This window comes from Methylotenera sp., assembly GCF_030684185.1.
Classification (GTDB): Bacteria; Pseudomonadota; Gammaproteobacteria; order Burkholderiales; family Methylophilaceae; genus Methylotenera.
In genome coordinates, this window is record NZ_JAUXOY010000012.1 from 23,631 (window position 1) to 49,165 (window position 25,535).

At 45.0% G+C, this 25,535-nt stretch carries 23 protein-coding genes; 13 read left to right on the top strand and 10 right to left on the bottom strand.

Annotation, left to right across the window (positions count from 1 at the left end; genetic code table 11):
- Nucleotides 1-8: 8 nt before the first annotated feature.
- The 9 genes from Q8J82_RS02205 to Q8J82_RS02245 form a co-directional block, all read right to left on the bottom strand.
- Nucleotides 9-1,658: an acyl-CoA synthetase gene (locus tag Q8J82_RS02205; RefSeq protein ID WP_304891046.1), complete on the bottom strand. Its 1,650-nt coding sequence runs from the start codon at nucleotides 1,656-1,658 to the stop codon at nucleotides 9-11.
- A gap of 52 nt (nucleotides 1,659-1,710) precedes the next feature.
- Nucleotides 1,711-2,796: a CoA ester lyase gene (locus Q8J82_RS02210; protein WP_305252894.1), complete on the bottom strand. Its 1,086-nt coding sequence runs from the start codon at nucleotides 2,794-2,796 to the stop codon at nucleotides 1,711-1,713.
- A gap of 113 nt (nucleotides 2,797-2,909) precedes the next feature.
- Nucleotides 2,910-3,236 (bottom strand): succinate dehydrogenase assembly factor 2, encoded by a 327-nt coding sequence (locus Q8J82_RS02215; RefSeq protein ID WP_304891045.1) that lies wholly within the window; start codon nucleotides 3,234-3,236, stop codon nucleotides 2,910-2,912.
- Between the two features lie 19 nt (nucleotides 3,237-3,255).
- Nucleotides 3,256-3,996, bottom strand: a complete 741-nt coding sequence (locus Q8J82_RS02220) for a succinate dehydrogenase iron-sulfur subunit (protein ID WP_304891044.1) — start codon at nucleotides 3,994-3,996, stop codon at nucleotides 3,256-3,258.
- Nucleotides 3,997-4,063: 67 nt separating this feature from the next.
- Complete coding sequence (gene sdhA / locus Q8J82_RS02225; RefSeq protein WP_305326717.1) at nucleotides 4,064-5,839, bottom strand: succinate dehydrogenase flavoprotein subunit; 1,776 nt, start codon at nucleotides 5,837-5,839, stop codon at nucleotides 4,064-4,066.
- Nucleotides 5,840-5,895: 56 nt separating this feature from the next.
- Nucleotides 5,896-6,240 (bottom strand): succinate dehydrogenase, hydrophobic membrane anchor protein, encoded by a 345-nt coding sequence (gene sdhD / locus Q8J82_RS02230; RefSeq protein ID WP_305327691.1) that lies wholly within the window; start codon nucleotides 6,238-6,240, stop codon nucleotides 5,896-5,898.
- Between the two features lie 4 nt (nucleotides 6,241-6,244).
- The gene (sdhC, locus tag Q8J82_RS02235; protein WP_370653562.1) at nucleotides 6,245-6,673 is read right to left on the bottom strand and encodes a succinate dehydrogenase, cytochrome b556 subunit; all 429 of its coding nucleotides are present in this window, start codon (nucleotides 6,671-6,673) and stop codon (nucleotides 6,245-6,247) included.
- 8 nt (nucleotides 6,674-6,681) lie between these two features.
- The gene (locus tag Q8J82_RS02240; protein WP_305327692.1) at nucleotides 6,682-7,890 is read right to left on the bottom strand and encodes a malic enzyme-like NAD(P)-binding protein; all 1,209 of its coding nucleotides are present in this window, start codon (nucleotides 7,888-7,890) and stop codon (nucleotides 6,682-6,684) included.
- A 155-nt stretch (nucleotides 7,891-8,045) separates the two neighbouring features.
- Nucleotides 8,046-8,780: a GntR family transcriptional regulator gene (locus Q8J82_RS02245; protein WP_305327701.1), complete on the bottom strand. Its 735-nt coding sequence runs from the start codon at nucleotides 8,778-8,780 to the stop codon at nucleotides 8,046-8,048.
- A gap of 227 nt (nucleotides 8,781-9,007) precedes the next feature.
- On the opposite strand from Q8J82_RS02245, the gene Q8J82_RS02250 reads away from it, so the two are divergent.
- The 6 genes from Q8J82_RS02250 to Q8J82_RS02275 are packed head-to-tail and all read left to right on the top strand — an operon-like array spanning nucleotide 9,008 to nucleotide 15,580.
- On the top strand, nucleotides 9,008-9,889 hold the full coding sequence (locus Q8J82_RS02250) for a CoA ester lyase (RefSeq protein WP_305326718.1): 882 nt from the start codon (nucleotides 9,008-9,010) through the stop codon (nucleotides 9,887-9,889).
- Nucleotides 9,882-10,964, top strand: coding sequence for a MaoC family dehydratase (locus Q8J82_RS02255; RefSeq protein WP_305327693.1), 1,083 nt, complete (start codon nucleotides 9,882-9,884; stop codon nucleotides 10,962-10,964). The genes Q8J82_RS02250 and Q8J82_RS02255 overlap by 8 nt, the downstream gene beginning before the upstream one ends.
- A 21-nt stretch (nucleotides 10,965-10,985) precedes the next feature.
- Nucleotides 10,986-11,987 carry a CoA ester lyase gene (locus tag Q8J82_RS02260; RefSeq protein WP_305326720.1) on the top strand — a complete coding sequence of 334 codons (1,002 nt, stop codon included), beginning with the start codon at nucleotides 10,986-10,988 and terminating at the stop codon, nucleotides 11,985-11,987.
- Nucleotides 11,988-12,023: 36 nt separating this feature from the next.
- Nucleotides 12,024-12,908, top strand: coding sequence for a methylisocitrate lyase (gene prpB, locus Q8J82_RS02265; protein ID WP_304890773.1), 885 nt, complete (start codon nucleotides 12,024-12,026; stop codon nucleotides 12,906-12,908).
- 2 nt (nucleotides 12,909-12,910) lie between these two features.
- Nucleotides 12,911-14,086 (top strand): 2-methylcitrate synthase, encoded by a 1,176-nt coding sequence (prpC, locus tag Q8J82_RS02270; protein WP_304890772.1) that lies wholly within the window; start codon nucleotides 12,911-12,913, stop codon nucleotides 14,084-14,086.
- Between the two features lie 33 nt (nucleotides 14,087-14,119).
- Nucleotides 14,120-15,580 carry a bifunctional 2-methylcitrate dehydratase/aconitate hydratase gene (locus tag Q8J82_RS02275; RefSeq protein ID WP_304909069.1) on the top strand — a complete coding sequence of 487 codons (1,461 nt, stop codon included), beginning with the start codon at nucleotides 14,120-14,122 and terminating at the stop codon, nucleotides 15,578-15,580.
- 147 nt (nucleotides 15,581-15,727) lie between these two features.
- Here the strand turns inward: Q8J82_RS02275 and Q8J82_RS02280 are convergent, their stop codons facing one another.
- Nucleotides 15,728-16,252, bottom strand: a complete 525-nt coding sequence (locus Q8J82_RS02280; protein WP_304890770.1) for a hypothetical protein — start codon at nucleotides 16,250-16,252, stop codon at nucleotides 15,728-15,730.
- 317 nt (nucleotides 16,253-16,569) lie between these two features.
- Here Q8J82_RS02280 and purB point away from each other — a divergent pair, with 317 nt between their 5' ends.
- Genes purB through Q8J82_RS02315 form a run of 7 tightly spaced genes read left to right on the top strand, consistent with a single transcriptional unit; the run spans nucleotide 16,570 to nucleotide 25,522 of the window.
- Complete coding sequence (gene purB, locus Q8J82_RS02285; RefSeq protein ID WP_305327694.1) at nucleotides 16,570-17,940, top strand: adenylosuccinate lyase; 1,371 nt, start codon at nucleotides 16,570-16,572, stop codon at nucleotides 17,938-17,940.
- 47 nt (nucleotides 17,941-17,987) lie between these two features.
- Nucleotides 17,988-19,724, top strand: a complete 1,737-nt coding sequence (locus tag Q8J82_RS02290) for an autotransporter assembly complex family protein (RefSeq protein WP_305327695.1) — start codon at nucleotides 17,988-17,990, stop codon at nucleotides 19,722-19,724.
- Nucleotides 19,724-22,936, top strand: a complete 3,213-nt coding sequence (locus Q8J82_RS02295) for a translocation/assembly module TamB domain-containing protein (protein ID WP_305252877.1) — start codon at nucleotides 19,724-19,726, stop codon at nucleotides 22,934-22,936. The genes Q8J82_RS02290 and Q8J82_RS02295 overlap by 1 nt, the downstream gene beginning before the upstream one ends.
- A gap of 23 nt (nucleotides 22,937-22,959) precedes the next feature.
- Nucleotides 22,960-23,799 carry an NYN domain-containing protein gene (locus Q8J82_RS02300; RefSeq protein WP_304890856.1) on the top strand — a complete coding sequence of 280 codons (840 nt, stop codon included), beginning with the start codon at nucleotides 22,960-22,962 and terminating at the stop codon, nucleotides 23,797-23,799.
- Nucleotides 23,796-24,389, top strand: a complete 594-nt coding sequence (gene wrbA / locus Q8J82_RS02305) for an NAD(P)H:quinone oxidoreductase (RefSeq protein ID WP_305252875.1) — start codon at nucleotides 23,796-23,798, stop codon at nucleotides 24,387-24,389. Before Q8J82_RS02300 ends, wrbA begins: the two co-directional genes overlap by 4 nt.
- Nucleotides 24,390-24,416: 27 nt before the next feature.
- Nucleotides 24,417-25,172 (top strand): HugZ family protein, encoded by a 756-nt coding sequence (locus Q8J82_RS02310; protein WP_305252873.1) that lies wholly within the window; start codon nucleotides 24,417-24,419, stop codon nucleotides 25,170-25,172.
- On the top strand, nucleotides 25,169-25,522 hold the full coding sequence (locus Q8J82_RS02315; RefSeq protein WP_304890859.1) for a DUF2069 domain-containing protein: 354 nt from the start codon (nucleotides 25,169-25,171) through the stop codon (nucleotides 25,520-25,522). The genes Q8J82_RS02310 and Q8J82_RS02315 overlap by 4 nt, the downstream gene beginning before the upstream one ends.
- Nucleotides 25,523-25,535 lie beyond the last annotated feature (13 nt).

The window sequence follows — 25,535 nt, forward strand, 5'->3', positions numbered from 1 at the left end:
ACAAATTTTTATCTAGATGATTTGGCGTAAGCAATTGTATTGTTAATGTCTTTGCGCAAAATTTTACCATTTTTAGTTCTTGGAAAATCTTTAGTGAGATACACGGTTTTCGGGGTTTTGTATGCTGCCAAATGCTGTTTACCAAAAGCTAACAGCTCATCTGCAGTCACTTTAGAATTCGGTTGCAGAATCACGTAAGTCACCACAAGCAGCTTGTCTTTTTCAAGCTCCTCCCCGACTGTCGCGCAATCTGCCACCGCAGGGTGTGATTTATACACACGCTCAATTTCATAGGGAGAAACACGGTAACCAAAGCTTTTGATAATGTCGTCTTTACGGCCTAAAAACCAGATATATCCATCTTCATCATAACGTGCATAATCCCCTGAAAAGAACCAGCCGTCATGTTTATATTTTGCAGTTTCTTCATCTAAATTCCAATAGCGTAAAAACAAGCCCGGATCAGACTCCGGCACGCTAATCATGCCTTCTTCACCTTGTGCAACTTCTTCTAAGGTCTCAGGATTGAGCAATTTAATCGCGTGTCCGGGTTGAGGAAAACCAGCCGAGCCTGCACGAATCGGACGGAATATACTTTGGCTTAAATAGTAAGAAAACTCACTCATACCCACCGCCTCATAAATATCCCGGCCGAAGCGCTCTCGCCATTGCTGCAATACCTCATCGGACAAGTGCTCACCTGCACTCATGCAGTGGCGTAAGCTTGGCACATCAGCCTGCACAGCTTTTGATTTTTGTATGATTTGACGATAAATGGTAGGTACGCCTACAAAAATAGTGGCTGAGTGCTTGGCTATTAAGCGCGTCCATAAATCAGCATCGTTTTTGCCTTCATGCACAATCACAGTTTTTCCCAAATACAAAGGGTCCATCAATCCTGAACCTAACACATAGGTCCAGTTGAACTTACCTGAATGCATGATGCGGTCTTGCGAACTCGCATCAAAATTAAACCAGTATTGTGAAGCTGGCTCACGGCCTATCAAAGCACGGTGCGCATGCAGCACACCTTTAGGGTAACCAGTCGTACCCGAGGTGTAGACCAGATAGGCAGGATCATCCGCAGCGGTTAAATATGCCGGTGAACAGGTTTGAATTGTCGATAGCTGTGATTCTAAATCGTACACAATTAAAGTAGCGTGCGATGCAATTTCGCCTACGCCCGATAAAAAAACATGCTTCAAATTCGGCAAACCGGATAGATGATCCTGCAATGAAGGCCATGCTGCTTTATCTGTCACTAATACAGCAGCGCCAGAATCTCGCGCCAAATAGGCTACTTCTTCGGCAGTGAGTAATGTTGAAGTTGGCACTGAAATTGCGCCGCGTTTCATCGCTCCCAAAAAAGCCGTTGGATAATCCAGATTATTGGGTAAACGGATTAGCACACGTTCGCCCGCTTCCACATTCAGGTTTCTAAGCAATTGTGCAAATTGATTGGTGCGTTTCGCCAATTGCTCAAAAGTAATTTGCGAAGTGCCTTGCACGTCATCTTCCACTATCATCGCAATTGTGGCTGCTGCTGTTGTATTCAGATGCTTATCAGTACACGCAACACCAATATTAAAGTGTTTTGGAACGCTCCATTTCCACTCATTAAATGGTTCAAATTTGGGAAATTGTTCAAGTTTTTGCATTATTCAACCTTCATAAAAATCAGTGTTTAGCGATGATGCGCAAAATACGGCTTTACAGTATCGCTCCATACGGCCAGTTTTGACGTATTACCTGTGCTGGCAATAGCTCAAGCACATGCAACGCAAAATCCTTGTCATCAGGGGTGATTGCGCGTAATGCATGCGCGCGTAACAAGGTCTGCAATGCTTTACCAAACATTGGCGGGTCTAGCATTTCACCCTCAAACTTAATTGCGCCGCCGTGTAATGCGTCGGCTTCAATCGCCGCTTTAAGGATGCGAACCTTTTGGTTTACATCAGTGGGCGAAGGCGTATAAGCCGTTTTACACAAATGAATGTGGCCTGGGTGTATCACCTGCTTGCCGGTCAAACCCATCGCAGCTTCTTGGCAAGCGTGTTTATAGACGATACGTGACTCATTATCACCATGTAGATCCAGCCATCGACGCACATCATGCGGCTCAACAAATTTTTCAGGCATGATATTGGCGCCTATCAAGGTTTCAACACCGCCAATTACGCCTTTACCCGCAATACGTGCCTCAAACATCAGTTGATTCATATAGAACTGCAACTCCTCAATCCAGTGTTCAGGCGTGATGTGTATTCCCATCGCTTTTGAAAAGTCATGAATACCGAACACTACGTGCTTCACTGTGCTGTATTGCATCAACTCAGGCGCAATTTTGAGCGACTTCGGATGCTCGATAATCGGCTGTATCGTAATATTGGGGTTAATATCAATTAAAAAGCTGGATAAATCCCGTACTTCAGCTGCACCATAAGCCTCGCCCGCTTTAGCAAGCATCACCACATCAATACAATCAGACATGTCACTGACCAACTGCATGTCTAATTCGTATTCATCTGTACGAAATGAATTAGATCTAATGGCAATCGTGACATCTTTGTTGACTTTACGAAGCTCTGGCAATTCCTGGCGCAACAAATCTCGGCTCATTTCTTTTTGACGACAGCCATCTTCAAGGTCAAAAATTAAGGTATGCGCATTGGTATTATGTGCATGTTTTCTCATACGTGCAGCGGCCTGCGCCACATCCTCATAAATACCCAGCGCAGGTGAGTATTTAACTGGCGGGTAATATAACTGTATACCGGGCCAATTCTCACCGAGCATAGCGCTATTGGTATAGCACTTGATTTTGCCGTGGTTATTAATGCCTAAATCAGCTACATTATGATGTGTGTCATTCATGTTATGTCTTTCACTTGTTTTAATTGTTACTTAATCTAGCCATTAATTTCTTCATTAACACTTAATTTAGTCAACACGCTTTGCATTGCTAAAGCATCTAATTGCTTAGCAGTTAAAACGTCAATACTCGTAAACTTTATTCTTGATGTCACCACATCTAAAAATTCGTTATCAGGCAAATCCAGCAAACTATCAAAAGCCAGCAACTCTTGAGCACTTAAAGTTGCCAAGTGGTTTTCGGAAAAACGTTGCAACACAATATCCAGCTCAAGTAAGCCACGTCGACAGCGCCAGCTCAAGCGGCGCACCTCTTCTTCTGTCATGCTTTTCTTATCACCCATTTGCGTCTCTAAGAACCACATTTACTTTTAATTGCACCAGTTATACCAACTTAATTTCTATCTGTTTTTTTGCCTTATTTTTATGCTCGCGTGCTTGCTCAAATTTAAGGTCTTTAATTTTTGCGATGGCGGCATTAGGGTTAAGCTTTTTCGGGCAAACTTCCACGCAGTTCATAATATTGTGGCAACGATACAAACGGTCCGGCTCTTCCAGATTCTCTAAACGTTCATCAATTGCCTGGTCACGGCTATCTACCATAAAGCGATAGGCTTGCATCAGGCCTGCTGGTCCGACAAATTTGTCAGGGTTCCACCAAAATGACGGGCAAGAGGTCGTGCAAGCGCCACACAAAATACATTCATATAAACCATCTAATTTGGCGCGGTCTTCTGGTGACTGCAAACGCTCGGTTTCTGGTGGCGGATCGTTATTCACTAAATAGGGTTTAACTGAATTATAGTTCTCAAAAAACTGGGTCATATCGACTACTAAATCGCGAATTACAGGCAAACCCGGCATTGGACGCAAGATGACTGGCTCTTCTAAATCCGACAACTTGGTAATGCAAGCCAAGCCATTTTTACCGTTGATATTCATGCTGTCAGAGCCGCAGACACCTTCGCGACAAGACTTACGCAAACTTAGACTGTCGTCCAAATCCTTAATGCGTAATAGTGCGTCCAATAACATTTGGTCACTATCTTCCAGAACCACATCGTAATCCTGCATATAGGGTTTTTTATCGACGTCTGGGTTAAATCTATATATTGAGAATTTCATGGTGATGTCTCTATTCAATGCACTTTGTTAATACGCACGTGTTCAGGTTAATACACAAGTGTTTAGGTTAATACACACGTGCTTTAGGCTCAAAACTCTCTACAGTCTGCGGCTTCAAGCGCACTGGCTTATAAGCCAGGCGATTGCCTTCACGGTAATAGAGCGAATGTGTGAGCCAGTTTTTATCATCCCGCTCACTGTAGTCTTCTCGCGCATGAGCACCGCGGCTTTCATGTCTGGCCTCCGCAGCATGCATAGTCGCTAAAGCCACTTCTACCAAATTATCAAGTTCCAGCGCCTCTACTCTTGCGGTGTTAAACACCTGGCTTTTGTCTTTAATCACAGTATTTTTTGCGCGCTCAGCGACTTGGTTGATTTTACTCACGCCTTCTTTCAGTAAGTCTGGGAAACGGAACACGCCACAATGCATTTGCATGGTTTCACGCAGCGCCGTGCCTACATCTTTTACGGATTCGCCCTGCGTTTGTGTGTCTAAGCGATTTAATCTAGCCAAAGTCATATCAAAGGCATCTGCTGGCAGCGGCTTGTGACCAGAATGCAGTAAGCTTTCCTTTCGGACTTCTTCGACCATTTTGTCACCCGCAGCGCGACCGAATACCACTAGATCCAATAAAGAATTTGAACCTAAACGATTTGCTCCATGCACTGAAACACAAGCACACTCGCCCACCGCATATAAGCCATTGACTACTGATTGGCCGCCATTAGCATCAGGCACAACCACCTGACCAAACAAGTTGGTCGGAATACCGCCCATCATGTAATGGGCAGTTGGTACGATTGGAATCGGGTCATAAACAGGGTCTACATTGGCAAATGTTTTTGCAATTTCGCGTATGCCGGGCAATTTATCGTTAATCAGCGCCTCGCCTAAATGGTCTAATTTCAGATACACCGCGTCTTTATTTTTACCCACACCGCGACCTTCTTTTATTTCAGTTGCAGTGGCACGTGACACCACATCACGACTGGCTAAGTCTTTAGCATGTGGTGCGTAGCGTTCCATGTATCGCTCGCCTTCGCTATTCACCAGATATCCGCCTTCACCGCGCACACCTTCAGTAATCAGCACGCCAGCATTCAGCACACCTGTCGGATGAAATTGCCAAAACTCCATATCTTGCAAGGGAATATTGGCGCGTGTGGCCATACCCAAGCCATCGCCCGTATTGATGAAAGCATTGGTACTGGCTTTGAATATGCGACCTGCCCCGCCCGTAGCCAGCATGGTTGCTTTGGCGCGGATGCAATGCACTTCACCTGTTTCAATCTCTAACGCCAGTACACCTAACACATCCCCATCGGCATCTTTTAACAAATCAAGCGCTAACCACTCTACAAAAAACTGGGTATTCGACTGGATATTGCGTTGATATAAAGTGTGCAGCATGGCATGGCCAGTTCTATCAGCCACCGCGCAGGTGCGCGAAATCGCGCTTTCGCCAAAATTTTGCGTCATACCGCCAAATGGGCGCTGAAATATCTTTCCATTCTCCAAACGGTCAAATGGCATACCAAAATGCTCAAGTTCGACAATTGCCGCAGCGGCATTTTTACACATAAACTCAATCGCATCCTGGTCGCCCAAATAGTCTGAGCCCTTGATGGTGTCATACATGTGCCATATCCATTTGTCATCTGCCACATTTCCTAGTGCCGCGGCAATTCCGCCCTGCGCAGCGACTGTATGAGAGCGTGTTGGGAATACTTTAGACAAAACAGCTACTTTCAAGCCCGACTGAGCTAACTGCAATGAAGCGCGTAAACCTGCACCGCCTCCGCCCACCACCAAAGCATCAAATATTTGAGTTTCTAACGCCATCACGATTAAACCTTTAAATAAAATTCAGATTTTTAAATAGATTTTGACTATTCAAATTAAACCAATAAGAGCCACAAGACCCAAGCCAAATAAATCCACAGCAACACAACCAAAATATTTTGCAATACGCGCTGTACAACATAGTTAGGCACATAGTCTTTAAATACATCCCGTATGCCTAACCAGGCATGCATGGACAACGCCAGCCAAAATATCAAACTAGCGATACGCCACCAGATGGGTTGGAAAAAACTCACCCACGCCTCGTAATTTTCTGGCTGGATGATGAAAAATCTTAACAATGCAACAATGCTATAAATTGCCATCACAAGACCGGTAAGTCTTTGTGTTAACCAAGCACGCATGCCTGGGTAGCGTTCTGTTAAAAGTTCGATCAGCATCTTGTTACAACCATAATTTAATCGCCAATACCAAGGTCGCAATGGCACCCAGCACCAGCACCACTTTGCTTGTATAGCGCGCTTTCATTAGAGTGGTCATCCAATGCACATCCATTGCGAGGTGACGAATACCCGCAAAAAAGTGATGAAAAAAAGCCCATGCCAACCCAAGAAGCATGAGCTTTATAAAAGGAGAATGCAGAATTGACACTACGGATTCAAAGCTCTGCGCTGAACTTAATGAAAATTGCAATAACAGCAAAATCACAGGCAGAATTAAAAACAAAATACAGCCTGTTGCTCTATGCAAAATAGAAACCAAGGCATTAATCGGCAACCTGATGGTGAATAGATTCAGGTTCTTTGGCCTGTTTTTTTGACCAGGTCTTAGCTTCACTTTTTGGCTATTTTGTGGCTGATTGTTTTGCATCATCTAAAACCTTATTTAGCCTGTTGCAATCTGGCCGCATCCGCAACCGCACCTGACACGCGCGCTAGCAGGCGCTTATCGAATGGTTTTGGAATAATATAATCCTTACCGAAACTCAGGCTCGTTAAGTTATAGGCTTGCAGTACATCGGCTGGCACAGGCTCACGCGCCAGTGCTGCCAAAGCGCATGCTGCAGCTATTTGCATTTCATCAGTAATTTGCTTAGCCTTAGCATCCAACGCGCCACGGAACAAATATGGGAAGCACAAAGCGTTATTCACTTGGTTTGGGAAATCCGAACGGCCAGTCGCCATTAAAATATCGTCCCGTACTGCATGCGCAAGGCTTGGCAGTATTTCAGGGTCCGGATTCGCCAGCGCAAATACCACCGGGTTGGCTGCCATCAGTTTAAGCAATTCTGGTGACAAGGTATTAGCCGCTGAAACACCAATAAACACATCGGCTTGCGGCATCACATCTGCCAAGGTTTTAGCAGCACTCGGCACTACAGCTAAATGGCGGTTATTGTCATGCAAGTCAGCGCGTGAGGTATCCAACACACCAGACTTATCCACCATAGTGATATTGGTAGCGCCCATCAATTTAAGCAATCTTGCACAAGAACAACCTGCTGCACCTGCGCCTAAAAATACGATTTTTGCAGTTGGTAAGGTTTTACCTTGCAGTTCTAAAGCATTCGACAGTGCAGCGGCGACAATCACTGCCGTTCCGTGCTGATCATCATGAAATACTGGAATATCCAAACGTGCACGCAATTCTTTTTCAATTCTAAAACAATGCGGCGCGGCAATATCTTCCAGATTGATACCGCCAAAAGTTGGCGCGATATTCACCACTGTTTCGATAAATGCTTCAATAGTTGGTGCATTCACTTCAATATCAAACACATCAATGCCGGCAAAATGCTTAAATAAAACCGCTTTGCCTTCCATGACAGGCTTACTGGCAAGCGGCCCCATATTGCCAAGCCCAAGCACAGCCGTGCCATCAGTAATGACTGCCACGAGATTGCCTTTATTAGTGTATTTGTACGCATTGGCCGGATCACGATTAATTTCACGCACCGGTACCGCAACGCCTGGTGTATAGGCTAAAGACAAATCGTCCTGAGTAGCACACGGTTTAGATGATTCAACTGAGAGTTTTCCTGGTTTAGGAAACTCATGGTAATCAAGTGCGCGTTTTTTTAGATCATCCATTATGCTTAATACCTTTAAGGGTTTAGTTTTTTTAATACTTGATACTTTTAACTATGTGCTTTTCAAAATTGAATTTGGCAAGGCGGACGAGTGAAGACAGTACGCATAGTACGGCGAGCGAAATCCAACACCGCCAAAATCAATTTTCAAAAGCACTATTCAAGCTCATTCATGTAATGGTGATTATCTGTCACACACAAACCCAGCCGCCATTCCATGGGTTTGTCGCCATAAGTGAACGATACGCGCTCTATACTCAATAGCGGCTCACCTTCTTTTAAGCCCAGCGCTTTTGCCACTTCACCTTTAGCCGCCACGGCCTTTAGCCTCTCTTCTGCACGTATCATACGCACACCAAATTCCGACTCATACATGCTATACATAGAACCATTATTTTCTTCTACACGGCTACCATTTAAGCCTTTGAATGGAGCCGCAGGGACAATGATGTGATCAAAAATCAGCGGCCTGCCTGAAAACGTGAGCAAGCGCTTTATTTCAATGGTCGAAGCACCCGCCTTTAAATCTAAAACCTGCCCCATGCGCACATCAGCCTTGCCTTTGGTGCATGAAATAAACTCGTTCTGCAATAATTCTTTTTGACCATCTACCGAAGTCAGCCTTAAAAAGCGCAGCTTCATACCCTCAGCACTATGCGTTGCCACAAAAGTACCTTTTCCTTGACGACGTATAAGAATGTTTTCTGTAGCAAGCGCATCGATTGCTTTTCTAACCGTGCCCTGACTGACTTTATAGCGGCCGGCCAACTCAACCTCACTCGGAATCATATCGCCTGGGCGCCATTCCCCACCAATCAAGCTTTGCGTCAGCAGCACTTTAATTTGATCATAAAGCGGCTTATAACTTGGCGAGTTGTAATGTTTGTCTATCATAGTATTGAGTTATCTCATTTAAGTTGAACAACTGTTTAAGCTGAACAAAAAGTTAATCTGCAGATAAATTAAAGTTAAATGTCATTAGGCTTATTTATAGCATGCCTGTTTTTAATAGTCTAGCATTTTATATCTTATATAAGACATAAGATATATATTGACATTTTTTAAATTCTCTCTATATAATCGACCCAGCTAAATATTAATAGAATAAAGGCTCAAGAATGACCCAATACTTTCGCCCGCGCCGATCCATGCTTTACGTGCCAGGCTGCAACACGCACTACCTTGAGCGCGCACGTACACTGCATGCCGATTCGGTTATCCTTGATTTAGGTGACCCCATCCTGGTGGAATGCAAGGAAGAATCGCGCGACAATGTAGTTCGCTTTGTAAATGAGGGCGGCTATGGCTCGCGTGAAGTTGTAGTGCGAGTGAATGATTTAATTTCGCAATGGGGTCCAGATGACATTGCGGCCGTCGCAAAAACTAAAGTGGATGCGGTGTTGTTCCCTAACATTGAATCGCGTGAAGATGTGCTGACAGCGCTTTCACTGCTTGATGCTGCCGGCGGCAGTCATTTGCCCATTATGGTGATGATAGAAAGCCCGATTGCAGTGCTTAATGCCAAAGAAATTGCCAGTGCATCAGACCGTATCGTATGTATTGTAATGGCAACTTCAGACTTGATTTCTCAGTTACATGCTCGTGTAACCCATGAGCGCTCTGCAATTTTAACTTCACTTTCTCTGGTTATTTTAGCGGCACGCGCCTATGGCCACGCAGTGGTTGACGGCATCACCAGCGATTTCAAAAACATGCATTCATTTGAGTATGCATGCCGCTTGGGCCGCGACATGGGCTTTGATGGAAAGTCGCTTGTGCACCCTGCCCAATTGGCTTATAGCAACGATGCTTATACGCCACAAGCAACTGAGGTTAACCATGCTCGCGAAATCATTGCTGCGCTTAAAACGGCTAACGAAGCTGGCAAAGGCACGGTTGTGGTTAACGATAAACTTGTTGAACGCCATCACGTCAGGGCAGCAGAGCGATTATTAAAATTAAGCGATATGATCAAAACCTTGGAAGAGAGCCATGTCTAGCACCCTAAATAAAATTAGTAATGGAAACTTCTTTGAGGATTTCCAGCTCAATCAGGTCATTCATCACGCAACACCCCGCACCATTGGTGAAGGTGAAGTAGCTTTGTATATTGCTTTAACAGGCACTCGACAAGTATTGCACTCTGCCGACACCGTCGCCCAGTCACTTGGCTACAACACCAGACCTGTTGATGATTTACTGGCTTTTCATATTGCCTTTGGCAAAACTGTACCTGACATTTCTGTGAATGCAGTGGCCAATCTGGGTTATGCAGACGTACGCTTTTTACACCCTGTTTATATTGGCGATACGCTTAGCACCAGTTCGACCGTTATAGGATTGAAACAAAACTCCAACGGAAAATCTGGTGTGGTTTATGTGCGTTCAATTGCTATCAATCAACTACAGCAACCCGTATTTTCATGGGTGCGCTGGGTCATGATTCATAAAAACAATTTTAATACCCCAGCGCCAGACGCAGTTGTACCAAGCTTACCAAGCCATGTTCCTGTTGAAGAATTAAGTGTGCCCGGCTTTCTGGATGCAAGGAAATTCAACACCGCAGTCACAGGTGGTCAGCACCTATGGGATGACTATGCGGCTGGTGAGCGTATCAATCATCCCGCAGGTATAACTATCAGCGATAGTGACCATACACTTGCGACCAAGCTTTATCAGAATAACGCCCGCTTACATTTTGACGATGTCATGATGAAAAAAACTGCGTTTGGGCGTCGCTTAATGTATGGCGGCCACGTCATTTCATTATGTCGCGCACTTTCACATGATGGATTGGAAAATGCACTTTCAATAGCTGCAATCAACGCAGGGTCACATTGCAATCCATCATTTGGCGATGACACTATTTACACATGGTCTGAAGTGCTTGATAAATGGGTAGTACCCAACAGAACAGACGTCGGCGCACTTAGATTGCGCATGGTAGGCGTTAAAAACATACCTGCAGATTCGCTTGCAAGCATGTACATCAGTAACGAAGGCAAACAAACCTATCACCCTAATGTGGTGTTAGACCTAGATTACACCGTGCTTATGCCACGGAAACCAGTTTAAACGAGCTTTAGGATAATAATTATGGTAACTACACAGCAATTGGTTCACCCGAAAGACGCATTATTTAGCGGAGAAAAATCATTTCCTATCATTCCTTCTTGCGAGCATTTTGCAGGAAGTGAAAAACTGATACTTAAAGCATTGTCTATGCAAGACACTATCGGGCCGGTATTTGATATTACCTGTGACTGTGAAGATGGCGCACAAGCTGGCCAAGAGCGTGGCCATGCTGAAATGATAGTGCGTGTGCTTACAAGTGAAGCGAATAAACACCAAATGGCTGGTGCGCGTATTCACGATTACACCCACCCGGCATGGAAACAAGATGTGGATATTTTGGTTGGCGGTGCAGGCCAGGTTTTGAGCTATATCACCATTCCAAAATGTACAAGCTACGCCCAAGCTAGCGAAATGATTGCCTACATTCAAAAAACGGCCACCTTCAATGGTATTGAGCGCGAAATTCCAGTGCATATTCTTATTGAAACACATGGTGCATTAAAAGCTGTGCATGAAATCGCTACTTTACCTTGGGTGCAAGTATTGGATTTTGGTTTGATGGACTTTGTCAGCGGTCATCATGGTGCGATTCCAGCTTCGGCAATGCGTAGCCCGGGACAGTTTGAACACCGCTTATTAGCCCGCGCCAAAGCTGAATTAGTCGCAGCAGCCCTGGCAAACGGCGTTGTGCCCGCGCACAATGTAACGCTAGACCTTAAAAATGTAGACACAACACATTCAGATGCGTCACGCGCGCGTAATGAATTCGGTTTTTTACGCATGTGGAGTATTTACCCGACTCAAATCGAGGCAATCGTCGATGCAATGAAACCAAATTTTGATGAAGTGCAAGATGGCGCCAATATTCTATTAGCAGCTCAAAAAGCCGATTGGGGGCCAATTCAATACGATGGTGAATTGCATGATAGAGCAACTTATCGGTATTTCTGGGAAATCCTACAAAAAGCTAAACTCACTAAAGTGGCAATTCCCGCTGAAGCTGCTCAAGCTTTTTTCAGTTAATTTTTAAATTTAAATCTAACCATTCAGGTCGTTAATATGACACAAGAAAACACTGCAGGCACACGTTTTCGCGCTGCCCTAAGCGCTGAGAAACCGCTACAAATTATCGGTGCAATCAATGCATATCATGCAATGCTCGCCACCCAAAGCGGCTTCAAAGCGCTTTATTTATCTGGTGGCGGCGTGGCTGCCGGCTCGCTTGGCTTGCCGGATTTAGGCATTTCAACACTTGAAGATGTATTGATTGATGTTCGCAGAATTACTGATGCGGTCGACACCCCTTTACTTGTAGACATTGATACAGGCTGGGGCGGCGCTTTTAATATCGCACGCAGTGTAAAAAGCATTGCAAAAGCCGGTGCAGCCGCGGTGCATATTGAGGACCAAGTTTCGGCTAAACGTTGCGGCCATCGCCCAAACAAAGCGATTGTCAGTTTAGACGAAATGGTAGACCGCGTAAAAGCTGCTGTAGATGCAAAACCATATGATGATTTTGTGGTGATGGCGCGTACTGATGCCTTAGCGGTTGAAGGCTTGCAATCTGCCATTGATCGCGCTTGTGCCTGTGTAGAAGCAGGGGCCGACATGATTTTTCCCGAGGCGATAACTGAATTGAGTATGTATAAACAATTTGCCGCCGCCGTAAAAGTACCTGTGCTTGCCAACATTACCGAATTTGGCAGCACGCCATTATTTACCGTTGATGAGCTACGCGCGGCAGATGTCAGCATGGTGCTATACCCACTCTCTGCATTTCGGGCCATGAACCAAGCTGCACTTAAAGTCTATCAAGCTGTTAAACATGACGGCACTCAGCAAAATGTAATTGGCCTGATGCAAACGCGCGCCGATTTGTATGAACACTTGGGCTACCATGCCTTCGAACAAAAGCTCGATGAATTATTTAAAGGAGAAAAGTAGCAATGTCCGCAACTACTCAAGCACCTACTCAAGCAATTGGCACAGAAACGCCTAAAAAGAAAAAAGGCGTTGCGCTTGCTGGCGTTTCAGCAGGCACAACCTCAATTTGTACGGTAGGTCATACCGGCAACGATTTGCATTATCGCGGTTACGATATTATAGAACTCGCTAAACATGCCACATTCGAAGAAGTTGCCTATTTGCTGATTCATGGAGAATTGCCGAACAAAACACAACTGACCGCTTACCACGCGAAGCTGAAAAAATTACGCGACTTACCCATCGCGCTAAAAAATGTACTGGAACAAATTCCAAAAAATACGCACCCGATGGATGTGATGCGAACTGGCTGTGCCATGTTGGGCACTTTAGAGCCTGAAACGGCAGATCGTAACACGCAAGCCGCGCAAGATTTAGGTGACCGATTGATTTCTTGCTTTGGCTCAATTTTACTGTACTGGTATCACTTTAGTCACAATGGTAAGCGCGTCAATTTAGAAACAGACGATGATAGTATCGCCGCACATTTTTTACACGTATTACACAGCAAAGCACCCAGCCAATTGCATATTGATGCAATGAACACTTCACTGGTGTTGTACGCAGAGCATGAATTCAATGCTTCTACATTTACCGCTCGAGTTATTGCTGGCACGCTATCAGACATGTATTCATGCATCACAGGTGCAATTGGCGCATTACGTGGCGCTAAACATGGCGGTGCAAATGAAGCCGCGATGGAAATCATAGAACGCTACAAAAATGCCGATGAAGCCGAGGCAGACATTTTAGAGCGTATGGCACGTAAAGAAATCATCATTGGTTTTGGACATCCAGTCTACACCATTGCCGACCCTAGAAATGAGTCAATAAAAGAAGTTAGCCGCAAGTTATGTGAAAATAGCGGCAATATGACGCTATTTAATGTTTCATCTCGCATTGAAGAAGTGATGTGGCGCGAGAAAAAAATGTTCCCTAACCTGGATTGGTACAGCGCCTCCAGTTATCACATGATGGGCATTCCTACCGGCATGTTCACGCCAATATTCGTGATTTCCCGCACGACTGGATGGGTAGCACATGTCGTCGAGCAGCGTATTGACAACAAAATTATTCGCCCAAATGCGGAGTATATCGGCCCAGATAATCGTCCCTACGTATCTTTAGAGAAACGTTAATTTTCAAAATAATTCAATTAAAGAAAGCTCTGAATGTCATCTCACATTTCCAACGTACGCCCCACCCCAGACCAAGTCATTGTCGACATAGCAAACTATGTGGCTGATTACGAAATAAAATCCGAAGAAGCATTTGACACTGCCCGTAACTGCTTAATGGATACATTAGGTTGCGGTTTTGAAGCTCTGGACTACCCAGCCTGCACCAAATTATTAGGCCCGGTGATTGCTGGTACAGTAGTGCCGAACGGTGCAAAAGTACCTGGCACTTCATACCAATTAGACCCGATTTTGGCAGCTTTTAATATCGGTGCAATGATACGCTGGTTAGACTTTAACGATACTTGGCTGGCGGCCGAATGGGGTCATCCCTCTGACAATTTGGGTGGCATTTTGGCAACTGCCGACTACCTTTCACGCAAGAATGTAGCTGAAGGAAAAGCGCCATTGACCATGAAGGATGTTCTCACCGCCATGATTAAAGCACACGAGATTCAAGGTGTGTTAGCGCTGGAAAACAGTTTCAACCGCGTAGGATTAGACCACGTCATTTTAGTTAAAATCGCATCAACAGCGGTGGTGACTAAATTACTAGGCGGCAATAAAGAAGATATCATCAATGCCGTTTCTAACGCGTTTGTAGACGGCCAAAGCTTGCGCACTTATCGCCATTCACCTAATACCGGCTCGCGTAAGTCATGGGCAGCAGGTGACGCAACAAGTCGTGCGGTACGTTTAGCATGGATGACCATGCAAGGTGAAATGGGTTACCCATCCGCACTCACCGCAAAAACATGGGGCTTCTACGATGTGTTATTTAAAGGCAATGCGTTTAAATTTCAGCGCGGATACGGTTCTTACGTAATGGAGCAAATATTATTTAAAATCTCTTTCCCAGCTGAGTTTCATGCGCAAACCGCTGTAGAGTGCGCGATTCAATTGAATGCACAAATCGGCAATAAACTACAAACACTAGAACAAATCTCACAAATCGATAAAATCGTCATCACGACACATGAATCAGCAATCCGTATTATCGACAAAACCGGTCCGCTAGATAACCCAGCTGACCGCGACCATTGCATTCAATACATGGCAGCGATTGGCTTGTTAAAAGGCAATTTAACCGCACAGGATTATGAAGATGCAGCAGCCGCTGACCCACGCATTGATGCGCTTCGCGAAAAAATGGTGTGTATTGAAAAGGCTGAATATTCAGCTGATTACCTGAATCCAGAAAAACGCTCGATTGCCAATGCGATTCAAGTGTTCTTTAAAGAAGGCTCAACATCAGAAAACATCGCCGTAGAATACCCTATCGGTCACCGCCGCCGCCGCAGTCAAGGCATACCAGAACTCGTAAAAAAATTCCAAGTAAATTTAGCACGCCGTTTTGATGCTAAAAAACAAGCGGATATTTTAGCTTTGTGTCTAAACCAAACTAAATTAGAAGCGACTTCTGTGAATACCTTTGTAGATATGTTGGTAGCTTAGCTTGTAGGGTGTGCAAATGTTTTCTTGCACACCACGTTTAAAAATGGTGATTGAATCGGTGGGCAAATAAAATCATTTTGCCCACCCTACGCTTGCTCAAAAACCTCTTCGTTCAGAGCATTTTAATAACCAGCAATACATTCAAGCTCATGCCGCATTGACATCTTTAACGTTACCAACCGAAATTTGGATAACTTCCCGAGCGATTGCTGTTTCCTGTTTTGTTCGCGTTTCAGCCACCAACACGGCTTGACCGTTCGTGATGGCGTCTCGGATTAAATCCGAAAACCATCCTTCTTTATTTTCAGAACTGACTTTGGAGCCAACCGTTGCCCCAGCTAATCCACCCAAGCTGGCGCCCCATCCCAGCAGCGCTAAGGGAGCAAGTAGCGGGCTGGCAACGAAAAGACTGACATTTGCCGCAATAAGTGCCACTCCCGCAAGCCCGCCGATTCCAGTTCCGACTGCAGTACCAATTGCACCGTCTACAACCATATCTTTCAGAACTTCATTACTTCTTGTTTCTTGCGTGGCTATAGGTAGCTCCGAACCTGTATCAAAAATCTGCAATCGTTCTTTCAGCAGACCTTTTTCGATAAGACTAGAAAATGCGCTTTGGGCCTCTTCGCGATTAGCAAAAATGCCTGATACGTGATGGCGATATTCGTTCATGATATTTCTCCTTTGTATGCCCTACTAAAAAATTTATTTTTAATTCTATCCGGCATGATCTTAGGCGTCTGTGCGCTGAAACTCATAAGAGATGAATGAACCGATATCTCCCATTAGCCTGAATTAACAATATCGACAATTAACGCAAGCCATTGATTTGTAATTATTTTATAAAGTTCATAGACTATTTCCAGCTACAATAGGTTAAACATCCTATGGCGACCGAGGTAATTGGTGTGCAAATAAAAGCTTTTTGCACACCCTACGTCTAGGGTAAAATAATGACTTACTAAACTGCTGTCTTGAAAGCTTGCTCGATGTCACTTACTACCCTGAATGCACTATCCCCTCTTGACGGTCGTTATCAAACCAAACTTGATGCACTTAGGCCCTACTTTAGCGAATATGCACTGATAAAACACCGCGCTTGGGTTGAGGTGGAGTGGCTGAAGGCTTTATCGTCAGCAAAAGATTTGCTTGAAATTACGCCATTTAGCATTGAAACCATCAAAGAACTTAATGATGCAATTGCTAACTTCAGTGAAGCTGATGCATCGCAAGTGAAAGCGATTGAAGCGCGTACTAATCATGACGTTAAAGCGCTTGAATACTGGCTGAAAGAGAAGTTTGATGGCAACCCTGAAATCAAGAAAGCCAGCGAATTTATTCACTTTGCCTGCACCTCAGAAGATATCAACAACCTATCACACGGCCTAATGCTAAAGAGTGCGCGTGACTCTGTAATGTTGCCATTTCTAGCTGATTTAATCGCTCGACTAAGCGAGTTAGCACATCAACTTGCCGACCAGCCAATGCTGTCACGTACACACGGGCAAACGGCTTCGCCAACCACAATGGGTAAAGAACTTGCTAACGCAGTGTATCGTTTGCAACGCCAGCAAAAACAACTCATTAATAACGAAATTCTGGGTAAAATCAACGGTGCTGTAGGTAACTTTAATGCCCATTTATCTGCTTACCCTAATTTTGATTGGGAAAGCTTTGCTAAACGTTTTGTAGAGTCTTTAGGCTTAACGTACAACCCAATGACCATTCAAATTGAACCGCATGATTACATGGCTGAGCTATACGATACCCTCGCGCGCATCAACACGATTTTGATTGACCTTAACCGCGACATTTGGGGTTATATCTCCGTTGGCTACTTCAAACAAAAAGTAAAAGCGGGCGAAATTGGTTCATCCACCATGCCGCATAAAGTTAACCCGATTGATTTTGAAAATTCAGAAGGTAATTTGGGTTTGGCTAATGCAGTATTGCGCCACATGGCAGAGAAGCTACCTATTTCGCGCTGGCAGCGCGATTTAACTGACTCAACCGTATTACGTAATATGGGTGTGGCGTTTGGCTATACGTTATTGGGTTACGATTCATGTTTACGCGGGTTGAATAAACTGGAAATCAACCCGGAAAAACTCGCACAAGATTTAGACGCCAGTTGGGAAGTGTTGGCTGAGCCAATCCAAACCGTGATGCGTCGCCATGGTATTGAAAACCCGTACGAACAGCTTAAAGAACTCACACGTGGTAAAGGCGGCATCAATAAAGCTTCGCTGCATATATTCATTAGCGGCTTAAATATTCCTGCCGATGCGAAACAAACACTGCTAGCCATGACGCCAGCGAGCTATATAGGCAAGGCCACGGAGCTTGCACGCACTATTTAATTCAATGGCCGCGCTCACAAAGGCAGGCAGATAAAGGTAGCTTACAGTTGAAAAAACTCCTTTTAACCTGTTTATTGCTGCTATTTTGGACTCTGCCAGTACTGGCAGATTCAGCGCAATATCAGGTTGAAATAGAAGCCCCGACAGAGCTCAAGGAATTACTGCAAAAACATTTAGATATGGTCAAATGGCGCGATAATCCGCGCATGAACCCTGCCGAGTGGCAACGGCTATATTTACTAGCCCCTCAAAATATCAAAAATCTAGTAGCCACTGAAGGGTATTTTTCACCAAAAATCAGCCCTTCACTAGAAAATCAAAATGGCATTTTCACTGCCAAATTCACGGTTGATTCAGGCTCGCCAGTTTTAATCAGCAACGTAAACCTCAAGTTTACGGGTGACATCAATCAGCAGCAAATAGACGATAAAACCAGCATTCCAAAACTACGTGATGCATGGCTGTTAAAAACTGGCGAGCCGTTTCGGCAAGATGATTGGGATCAAGCCAAACGAAAACTATTAACCACCTTGTTGGTCGAGCGCTTTCCGAACGCGACGATTAGCAACAGCAGGGCAGAAGTAAATCTTGAGAATCAAACCGTTGCGCTGACCGTTGAGATTGATAGCGGCTCAGTGATTACGTTCGGGGAAACCACCATCGAAGGTTTAGAGCGCTACCCTGCCCGCGTTGTAGAAAATCTGAATCCAATCAAGCCGTCTAGCATTTACAACCAATCTGACTTACTCACGTTTCAGGCGCGTTTGCAGGAAAGCGGCTATTTTCAGAGTGTAGCCGTGTCAGCAGACACGCAACTTGCCGATAGCAATATTGCGCCAATTAAAGTCACTGTCGTAGAAAATAGAAGTGTCAAAATGGGCATTGGCGCAGGCTACAGCACCAATACTGGGGCCCGCACTCAGTTGACTTATGATGACCTGAATATACTGGATCGCGGCTGGCGGCTCATCAGCAGCTTAAAACTTGAGCAAAAAGCACAATCAATTGGCGGGGAAATCAAACTGCCAGTCACAAGTAAAGGTTATCGGGATAGCTTCAACGCGAGCCTGAACCGCAGCGCGATTGAAGGCCAAACCCTGACAACCAGTCAAGTAGGGGTGAAGCGCGCTTGGGGTCCACGAAAACGTGAGCAATATATCGGGTCGAGCTACTTAGTAGAGCAACAGGATGTGGATGGTGGTGAGTCCACCACTAAAAAAGTGGGAGTGCTATCTTATGGCATTACACTCCGCCACACTGATAACGAACTTTCACCCACCCGCGGCTACTTGTTTAATGCACAGTTCTCCGGCGCGCCACTTGATGCACTTTCTGATGGTAAGTTTTTGCAGAGCTATTTTAAAACCCAAGCCTATTACCCTATTACACTTAGTACGCAATTGATTGGCCGTGCTGAATTCGGTATGGTGAATGGTAAAAATGGTGCGCCAGAAGCCTTTCTATTCCGTGCTGGTGGTGATCAGTCCGTTCGCGGTTATGCTTTTCAAAGTCTAGGGATTAACGAAGGCGATGCCATCGTTGGCGGCCGTTATTTGGCAACGGGTAGCGTAGAAGTTATACAGTGGCTGACTAACCAATGGGGCGCCGCCGCTTTTGTCGATTTTGGCAATGCGGCAAACCGCATACAGGATTTAGACCCGGTGTATGGCTATGGCTTAGGCGCGCGCTGGAAAAGCCCGATAGGTCCAATTGGCGCCGACATTGCCTATGGTGAAGCTACCAGTAAATATCGGCTGCATTTCAATATCGGGGTAGCTTTCTGATGCTGCGCCGCCACTTTGTTTATTTTCTGTTTGGCTTTGTGCTGCTGGCATTTACACCAGCGCGCGGAGAAATGTCGATTAGTGCCAATGCCAGCCTTGATACGTTTAACTACGAGCTTGATAACATCCACCTGAAACTTGAAAAACTGGATGCCCGCTGGCAGTTTTCGCCATTTGGCGAAGGTAGGTTGCTTGTCGAGAAAATGCGCGCAAATCGCCTCATTGTTACAATTGGTGATAGCTCTAAAAATGCTAAGGATAAAGGTCTTCCTGAACGCATCAAACCACCCTTCCCCATTAAAATTCAACAAGCAGAAGTTGCCGAAGTGGTGATTATCAGTGGCGGTGAAAGCCATATTTTAAGCAATGTGAAATTTAATCTTGAAGCCGACGCAAAATCTATCAAGCTGAACTCCCTGCGCGCCGCTACACCTTGGGGCGAAGCGGCAACAACGCTGCAAATGAGCACCGCAAAACCGTTTCCCCTGACTGGCAGGGTTGTACTAAAAAAAGCTGATGGCAATACACCTTATGATGTCAAAGTGCAGCTTTCAGGTGACCTGAAAACCTTGCATTTTGACAGTGCAGGCGCGCTGGCAAAGCAGAACGGGCTATTAGCAATATTGCAAAGTAATCAGGAGGGTGTGGCACCCGTTGCCAGTTTTATTGCCAATGGCCAGTTAGGCTTGGTGGATGATTACCCGCTGTCTGCTAATATCAAAATCAACGAACTTCAGCCTGAGCGCCTTGGTAACTACCCAGCCGCAAAACTCAACTTTGACGTTAATGCTCAAGGCAAGCTGCTGCCTAAGTTACAAACAAGCCTGCAATTCGTGGCGCTAGATAGCCAATGGCAAGGCCAAGCCATTCAAAGTGCTGGCAAGATGCTTATTGAAGGTGCTGAAATCCAAGGCACTAAAGTTCTAGACACTAAAGTCCAGGGCACTAAAGTCCAGGGCACAATTATCCGTAATATCGACTTTCAGGCCAGCATCGCCGACAATAACATCAAGGCCAAAGGAAGCCTTGGCCAGCCTGATAGCCGCCTTGAATGGCAGGCAGATTTAGCTGACCTGAGCAAATTTGGGGCGGAATATTCTGGCAACGCAAAGGCTAACGGCACATTAACAGGTTCTTTTGAGAACCTGGCCCTGCAATTTAAATTACTGGCACAAAATTTGAGCCTGCCAGGCGGCTTTAAAGCTGACAAACTGGAAGGACAGGCAGTCGTGATGTCTGATGAAAATGGCAAGGTAGAAGGTGAATTCAAAGCCAGCAATTTGCAATACGGCCAACATACTCTGGCAGATGGAAGCATGACTTTACAAGGCACTCGCGCAAATCATCAGCTTAAAATGACGGCCCAAGGTCAGGAGTTTAAATTTGAAAGCATGTTGCAAGGCGGATTAACAGGAACAAATGATTGGCTAGGCGTATTGCAGCATCTTACTTTTAATGGAAATGCACTCATCAAACTTACCGCACCAGCACCACTTATACTTAGTACTAAAGGTGCGACACTAGAAAAAGCCAGCTTACAGCTCACTAAAGGTCGCGTGTTTATCGACCTTTTAAAGATAGGCTCAGATGGGTTTGCAAGCAAAGGCCATGCAGACCAAATTGCGCTGGAAGATTTACCAGCTGGATTATTTAGCTTACCTTCAACCCTGCAAGGCAACCCCATATTTTCAGGAAAATGGGATATTAGCGCCTCAGATAGCCTAAACGGTAACCTTAGCTTTTGGCGAGAATCTGGCGATTTCACAATGACTGCGGCTGATGGCACGACAAAACCACTTGGGCTGCAGGAAGTAAAACTGGATGCGGAATTATTAAACAACCATGCCACGGTCAAGGCAAAGCTTAACGGACAGAACGTTGGCAATTTAGATGCCAACTTAACCACCACCTTTACCAAGGTCGATTCTGGCTATGCCTTACTCGCCAGCGCACCGCTAACCTTGGACGGCACAGCTCTACTCCACACACTAGCATGGTTACCATTACCATCTTCACTGATGGATGCCAGCTTTGATGGTGCGCTGAATATATCAGTTGCTGCCAATGGCACGCTTGGCGCGCCCAATTTAAGCGGCAATGTTAATGGCAAGAATTTGCAATTTTCACTGCCCACAGAAGGTGTCAATTTTAGCCATGGCATTCTTGAGGCGAGCTTTGAAAATGACCAGCTACTCATCAAAAAAGCGTCATGGCAAGGTGGCGAAGGTCATTTAAATGCCACGGGTTCGCTGTTGCTGAATAAAGGTAAACCCGCAATTGATCTGGACTGGACTGCGGAAAAGTTCACCGCAATCTCCCGTGCGGATCGCTTGTTAACCTTAAATGGCGCGGGCAAAACCACGTTAGCAAATGACATGCTGACCATTTCAGGTAGCTTTACCGTTGTGAAAGGCTTGGTTGAACTTGCTGATGAAGACACGCCTGCACTTGGTGATGATGTCGTGATATTAGGCCAAACCGAGTATATTCCAGAGTCGGCGCTCAGGATTCTACTTAATGGCTTACACATTGACCTGGGCAAAGAGTTTATTCTACGCGGCCGAGGACTTGATGCCGAACTGACTGGCGCCCTTACCTTAACGGGTTTAACCCAGTATCGGCCGCACACAGAAGGTGTCATTCAGGTTAAAAAAGGCACCTATATGGCCTATGGCCAAGTGCTCACTATAGAGCGAGGCGTTATCAACTTTAACGGTACTGTAGATAACCCAGGCGTAAACATACGCGCCATGCGTAACAGCAAACCAGTTAATGCGGGTATTGAAATTACCGGCACGGCTTTCCTGCCCATCACCAAGCTGGTTTCTGACCCAAATGTGACCGATAGCGAAAAGCTATCATGGCTGGTGCTCGGCCATGGCATGGATCAAACCACCAAGAATGATTATGGCTTACTGTCGTTAGCTGCCGGCGTATTATTATCACAAGGGCAATCGGTGCCGTTGCAAACTCAACTTGCCCGCGCGGCCGGGCTGGATGAATTTAGTTTCGCTGGCGGTGACGCGACAAACGCTTCAGTTGTATTTGGCAAACGTCTTACCTCCAGACTTTATTTGAGTTACCAAAAAAGCATCAGCGGATTACTGGATGTCGCCAGACTCACTTTTAACATGACATCACGTTGGTCATTGCGCGCTGAAGCAGGCACAGAAAGTGCGGTAGATGTGCTGTATACTTTTAGCTTCAAATAACCATTTGAACACAAATAAACCAGATGAACAGAGATAAAGAAAACCCTAGACTTGCCGTGCTGATTGATGCGGACAATACATTTAATGTAATTCCGATTATTGACGAATTATTCGAAGAAATATCAAAATTTGGGGATGCGAGTGTCAGACGCATTTATGGAGACTGGACGCAAAGCCAGTTAAGCCGGTGGAAGGAAATATTGCCCAAACATGCTATTCAGCCCATACAGCAATATGCCAACACTAAAGGCAAAAATGCTACTGACAGTGCGCTTATCATTGACGCAATGGACTTACTTTACACTGCTCCGCTAGATGGGTTTTGCATTGTTTCCAGCGATAGTGATTTCACCAGATTAGCGATTCGGTTTCGTGAATCCGGTAAGTTTGTTTATGGCTTTGGGGAAAAGAAAACACCAGAGTCTTTAAGAGCAGCTTGTAACCAGTTTATTTATATTGAAATATTGTCTCAGAACAAATTGTCAGATGTCTCATCTGTTGATTTAGATGAGACTGATACAAAACCAGGTAATAATGCTAAATCCAGTCTTGAAATAAAACCTGCGAGCACTCCGCTTGACGAAACTGCGTTATTGACACCTGTTATCAAAAAAACATCCAAGCAATTAGCAATGGATACCAAACTGGTGTCATTGATTCGCTCAGCAATAGAAGCAATATCTGAATCCAATGAAGACGGCTTTGCTAATTTAAGCGAAGTAAAAAAACATATTCTCAAAAATTATTCAGCATTTGATTCGCGAAATTATGGTTACGCCAAATTTAGTGACCTTATCAGTACAATCGGTTTATTCGAGTTGGATGCGAAGAAACAACATATTAAAGATAAAAGAAAAAAATGAGCGAAATTCTAGTTCTATATTACTCACAAGGCGGCGCTGTACGCGAAATGGCACAACTAATTGCGCGCGGCGTTGAGAGTGTGCCAAACATCAACGCGCGCATTCGTACCGTGCCCAAAGTTTCAGCTAACTGTGAAGCCACTGAGCCAGAAATTCCTGATAGCGGCGCACCCTATGTTGAACAGAGCGACTTAGAGGAATGCATAGGATTGGCACTTGGCAGCCCTACACGTTTTGGCAATATGGCAGCACCTATGAAATATTTTTTAGATGGCACTGTCGGCTTATGGCTAAAAGGCGCACTTGTTGGCAAGCCAGCCGCCGTATTCACTAGTACTGGCTCTATGCACGGCGGCAATGAAACTACGCTGCTTACGATGATGCTGCCACTAATGCACCACGGCATGCTGATGGTGGGTTTGCCGTATTCAGAACCTGAGTTATCCAGCACGCAAACCGGCGGCACACCTTATGGCGCGAGTCACATTGGTGGCGCTATGGATGATAAACCGATTAGCGCGGATGAACGTAAACTCTGCCTTGCTTTAGGCAAGCGTTTAGCACAAACCGCACTAAAGCTTAACCAATAAAACAAGCACTTAAAAAGAGACCAAATAGTGAGCTTAGCCAAAGAGGCATTACAATTTTTACGCACGACACAAAGTGGTGTTCTTTCAACGTATTCAGCAAAATTTCCTGGTTATCCTTTTGGCTCTGTTGCGCCTTTTGTTTTGGATCATAGCGGTCAGCCTGTTATTTTAATAAGCAGCATCGCTGAACACACGCAAAACATCATAGCAAACCCTAAAGTGTCATTGCTGGTTTTTGCTGGTAATGACGATTTACAAGCCAGCGCACGCCTGACTATTATTGGTGAAGTAAAACAAATTGGTAAAGAAGATATAGATTTACGCACACGTTATTTGCGCTACCTACCGCAAGCTGCCAGCTATTTTGATATGCACGACTTTAATTTTTATCGTATTGAAATCGCGCAGGTGCGCTACATTGCCGGCTTTGGCAGAATGGGCTGGATTTCCAGGGAAAAGCTTTCTAGTGATGGTCTCTCAGGTAATAAGCTTTCGGATGGCAACCCTGTTGACAACTCGCAACTCGCAGCCCAGGAAACTTCTATTATCGAACATATGAATGCTGACCATCTTCATAGCCTCATCGCGTATAGCAAACACTTTCATGGCATTAATCCTGAGCACGCCGAAATGCTGGGGATTGATAGTGATGGTTTTGATGCCAAAGTGACTATTAGCAATGGGCAAACGCAAATTTTACGCTTCAATTTTGACCAACCGATTCATGACGCGCAGTCAGCCAGAGCAGCATTAGTCAGCATGTCGAAAGCGGCAAATCCATGATTCAAAACATTAAACTTCAATACCTTCGGCTGGGCGCAAGTATCAGTCTCATCGCGCTGATACTATTGTGTTTGGCATGGGAGACCATATTGGCGCCGCTAAAACCCGGCGGGTCCTTGCTTATGCTGAAAACTGTTCCGCTACTATTACCTTTGTTTGGCATATTGCACGGCAAGCGCTATACCTACCAATGGGCAAGCATGTTTATTTTGCTTTATTTTACTGAAGGCGTGGTGCGTGCATGGTCTGATGTTGGCCTTTCAGCCAAATTAGCGCTTATAGAGGTTGTACTTAGTGTCGTGTTTTTTGGTTGTGCTATTTATTTTGCAAAATTTACCCGAGCAAAATAACTATGCTAAGAAT